This is a genomic window from Oceanobacillus indicireducens, from assembly GCF_014647195.1.
GTDB lineage: Bacteria > Bacillota > Bacilli > Bacillales > Amphibacillaceae > Oceanobacillus > Oceanobacillus indicireducens.
Genome location: NZ_BMOS01000021.1, coordinates 55399 through 59899, shown reverse-complemented (window position 1 = coordinate 59899; position 4501 = coordinate 55399). Strand labels below are relative to the sequence as shown.

5 protein-coding genes are annotated in these 4501 nt (G+C 41.7%); 2 read left to right on the top strand and 3 right to left on the bottom strand.

What is annotated here, in order from left to right; genetic code table 11:
- Window positions 1–53: 53 nt before the first annotated feature.
- A complete protein-coding gene (locus IEX94_RS13590) occupies window positions 54–1001 on the bottom strand; it encodes an aliphatic sulfonate ABC transporter substrate-binding protein (RefSeq protein WP_229782726.1) in 948 nt (315 codons plus the stop codon).
- Between the two features lie 187 nt (window positions 1002–1188).
- On the opposite strand from IEX94_RS13590, the gene IEX94_RS13585 reads away from it, so the two are divergent.
- Together IEX94_RS13585 and IEX94_RS13580 are read left to right on the top strand one after the other, a co-directional pair.
- A complete protein-coding gene (locus tag IEX94_RS13585) occupies window positions 1189–1680 on the top strand; it encodes a DUF3231 family protein (RefSeq protein WP_156856692.1) in 492 nt (163 codons plus the stop codon).
- A gap of 40 nt (window positions 1681–1720) precedes the next feature.
- The gene (locus IEX94_RS13580) at window positions 1721–2935 is read left to right on the top strand and encodes an MFS transporter (protein ID WP_156856755.1); all 1215 of its coding nucleotides are present in this window, start codon (window positions 1721–1723) and stop codon (window positions 2933–2935) included.
- Window position 2936: 1 nt separating this feature from the next.
- Here IEX94_RS13580 and IEX94_RS13575 read toward each other — a convergent pair whose 3' ends face one another.
- The gene (locus tag IEX94_RS13575) at window positions 2937–3551 is read right to left on the bottom strand and encodes a YitT family protein (RefSeq protein WP_229782725.1); all 615 of its coding nucleotides are present in this window, start codon (window positions 3549–3551) and stop codon (window positions 2937–2939) included.
- A gap of 77 nt (window positions 3552–3628) precedes the next feature.
- Window positions 3629–4306, bottom strand: a complete 678-nt coding sequence (locus IEX94_RS13570) for a YqjF family protein (protein WP_188858244.1) — start codon at window positions 4304–4306, stop codon at window positions 3629–3631.
- Window positions 4307–4501: the final 195 nt, after the last annotated feature.

The window sequence follows — 4501 nt, the reverse complement described above, 5'->3', positions numbered from 1 at the left end:
CATGTAGATGATTCTTCACTTGGTTTTCATAGAACTTTTGACGTTACCTTCCGTTACTCCATTGTTTCCCTAACCTTTATGGACTTTGGTATAATATCCAGTTGGTAAAAAATGTCTGCAATTTCCTGTTGTTCTTCCATGATCTCTTCTGACAAATCTTCTACACCATACGTTCTCCGTTCAATCATCATGCGAATAGCCGCTTCATCGATTCCCAATATAGGTACTAACATATCAACTAACTCATCAGGATTTTCGTTAGCCCATTTTGATGATGCGGCAACTTCCTCTATAATTATTTCAATGACTTCAGGATACTTCTCCTTAAAGGTTTCGGTAGCTACAAAAAAATCTCTATCTGTTGTTAAACCTTCCCCATCAATAAGAAGTCTGCCATTTGATTCAAGCTCAGTCGATGCCACGTACGGGTCCCATACAACCATTGCATCAATCGTACCTTGTTCAAAAGCAACCCGGGCATCTCCTGGTGTAAGATATGCCGATGTTATATCATCCAACGTGAGTCCTGCTGTTTCTAATGCTTTAATTAACAGGTAATGGGAACTTGATCCTTTTGAAAAACCTATTCTTTTCCCTTTTAAATCTTCAAGTTTCGTGATATCAGAATCGTTAGGTACTAAAATACCACTTCCCTTATATTTGGAAAATCCTGCAGCAACATAGGTAAATGAAGTGTCAGCAGCTTGAGCAAAGATAACGGGTGTATTTCCGGTTCTGCCAAAATCGATTGCTTCCGCATTTAACGCCTCAACAAGTAGCGGACCCGCCTGAAACTCCTTCCATTCAACTTTAAACCCTTGTTTTTCCAGACGTTCATCTAACGTACCTAAGGATTTTAGTAAAAGCAGGGGACCATTTTTCTGATATCCAATCCGAACGATCTCTTCATCTTGATCCAAACTGGTAATCGTCCCTGTACTGTTGCAGCCTGCAATGACAAATAAAACGATAAAAAAAGCTAGTAACATCAATTTCCTCACAATAGCTACCATCCTTTATAATTATATTTCTGATGTTAGCCTATGAACAAAAAATATCTAGGTTACTGTCTATTTCAATTCTTCATTACATGTCGCTACGCCTAACAGGGGCGGCCTATTTTGTTCATTTCTTGGATAATATCCGAAGCGAAGAGAGAAACTATACAGGATTAAAAGGAGGGTTAGTATGACTACAAAGAAACAAGATGAACCATTCCATTCAGGTGAGGTGTACCATTTATGGAATTATTTATATCATACGAAGCATCTGCTCGTTACGATGCAAGTGCTTATTAATCATGCAGGAGATCATGATTTAAAAACATATTGCGAAGACTTTGTTGAAAGCTGTCTCATTCAGGAAGAACAGCAAGTCGAAGGGATTTTAAAAGAAGCTGGCATCCGCTTGCCACCGGCACCTCCGGACAGACCTAATGTAGATGTGGAAGATATTCCCGCCGGTGCAAGATTTAATGATGCGGAAATCTTCAACCTTATTCAGAGGGAACTGGTGTCGACGAGGGCTGACAGCAGTTATGTGACAGGAATCGCTTTAAACGAAGACATCCGTTCCATGTTCAGTGACTTCCATGGCCAACAAGAGGAATATGAACAGAAAATAATAGATATAGCAAGGGAAAAAGGATGGCTCGTCCTTCCGCCAATTAATATCAAATAAGCGCAAGGAGTGCACAACGTTGAAAAAAACGAACAATGGAATGACAATACTAGCCGTCGGATCTGTTCCACTCATGATGACTCTTGGGAATTCCATGTTAATTCCTATTCTTCCGGAGATGAAATCTTCGCTCGACTTATCCCAGCTCCAAGTTAGTTTGACAATTACCGTATTTTCAATTGCAGCAGCAATCATGATTCCGATTGTCGGTTATCTGTCCGATCGCTATTCTCGGAAAATCATTATGTTACCATCGCTCATCCTCTTTGCAAGCGGTGCTTTGCTTGCTGGGCTTGCAGCTGCACTATTTGATTCCTATGGATGGATTCTTGTCGGCCGGACGATACAAGGTATTGGAGCAGCTGGCAGTGCCCCGATAGCTATGGCGCTGATTGGTGATTTATTCAAAGGTGGCGAACGCAGCCGGGTTCTCGGAATATTCGAAGCTTCCAATGGGCTAGGTAAAGTACTATCGCCGATAATTGGCTCGCTATTCGCTTTAATTGTCTGGTATGCCGTGTTCTTCGCTTTTCCGGTTCTAAGCATCATAGCGGCAATTTTAGTTTGGATTTTTGTAAAAGAGAAGAAAAATCGCCAATCTCCTCCTCCATTTCGCAAGTATGCACGGGGACTTCTCAGCGTGTTTAAACACGAAGGTAGATGGCTGTTCACTGCTTATCTTGCGGGAGGCACTTGTTTATTTACACTATTTGGGATTCTCTTTTATTTATCCGATGTTCTAGAGACAACGTATCAAATTGACGGTGTACGAAAAGGACTTATCTTAGCAATTCCACTTCTCGTCATGGTGAGTACGTCTTATCTGACGGGGAGTAAGATTGGAAATAACTTAGTCCGCATGAAGCGCTTTTCCGTCATAGGACTGCTGTTTATGACGGTATCTTATAGTTCGCTTATCTGGCTTGAGAGTCTCGTTCCCTTTTTAATAGGACTTGCTTTAAGCAGTATCGGAGCCGGACTTACTTTACCGTGTGTGAACAGTTTAATTACTGGAGCAGTCGGTAAAGAACGCAGAGGCTTCGTTTCGTCCTTGTACGGTTCCGTCCGTTTTCTTGGTGTCGCTCTCGGACCACCCATATTCACACGGTTAATGGACTGGTCCAGAACTGGCATGTTCACAACCATCGCTGCTTTCACTTTCCTCGTTGCTTTGCTCGTTCTCTTTCTTATTCATGTAAAAGGAAAAGACGGGAAGAAGGATCCGAAGAAAGCTTTCCGCTATACGTATGTATAAGCTACTTCTTTCGCCAATCAAGCGAATAGGACTCATTCATTGTAAACTGGAATTGAACAATGATATTAACAATCCTCGTGGCAATCCACTGACTGATGAAGGCGAGGATGATTATTTTCCAGTCGATCAACAAAGCAGCGAATAAAAAGATACAACTATTGATCCAAAATAAAGAACGGCCGGGCAGGAAACCATATTTCCTTGCTAAGATTAGAGCAATGACACCAATACCACCATTGGAAACATTTTGGCGCATCAGGATTCCAATCCCGATCCCTAAAAATATTGAACCAACAATAAGATCAAAGAAGAGCGATCGGTTCGGAATTGTAACATGCTCAAAGAAGGTTACAGTTATAGAAGTCATTGTAATTGCAAGCACGGTCCAGCTTGCAAAACGTTTCCCTAATATATAAAGTCCGAGTAACAGGAGCGAAAAATTGATCACCCAAAGTGCAGTTCCCATGCTCATTCCAAATAAATAATTAAAAAGAACGGTAATCCCGCCCGCTCCCCCTGAAGGAATATATTGCGGGAAGAGAAACAGCCCCATAGCAAAGCCCTGTATTGCCCCACCGGCAAGTACAAGCGTATTCTTTATAAAGATTTCTTTCACGCTGCCCCTCCTTTGAATTTGGACATGTACTATAGCTTATTCTTATTTAGGTCCAATGATGAAAAAGGGGCAGTTTTTTATAGTTCTTCTATTTTCCTCACGCACCAGGAATACACCTTCTTCTTTGCGGCGTAATGGAATACCGGATTACCAGCCTCTTCTATTCCTAGAAAATCGGGCAACATATTCTGTTTGGAAAGAATCACTTCTGCTTCTTGTAATTTCCATGGTTCATGGTAGATATCACCTTTATAAAGAGAGCTGTTTCGCTCCGACCAGAATATATACCTTTCCACAAGCCAGTAGGCAAGACTCGATGCACTCGGTTTATATTCACCAGTAACCGGTCGATACTTTCCAGTAAAACCGATCGATGATTTTCCCTTGCGCTTACTTGTAAAATTTATCCAGTTCCGTTCTTTCTTCATATGGATACCCGCATAATGATATGGCGCATGAAATATCCGCCCTCCCAGAACAGTTAGCCACTGATTCGCATCAAGGCTGAAAAAATAAACTCCTGCTTCTCCATTTCTTTTTACATATGTGCGTACGTTCAATTCCAATAAGGAATGGAAATAAGGAAGTCGCGGAGTAAAATGGAGACGCATATCGGTTATTGCAAATGGGACAATCGAAATCCAAGCCTTTCCATTATAGGTATCAAGTTCTAAGCCCTGCGGAATTTGTTCGCGTAGAATGTCTGCTGGAACAGGTAGGTGCATGAACAAAAGATCATTCCATGTTTGCGTCATTACCCAGATACCCTTGCGTAATTCAAGAATGATTTTCACCTCCATCCTTATAGCTAATCAATTTGTTACTCCTATTCTGCCCGAAAAAACAAAGGCGTAAGCGCCCTTGCAGGTTAAAAACGCGATCGTCTTCGCAACGCCTGGGACTGCGATTACTCGTCCCACCGAAGAGCATTTGTACTAGCACATCCAGTA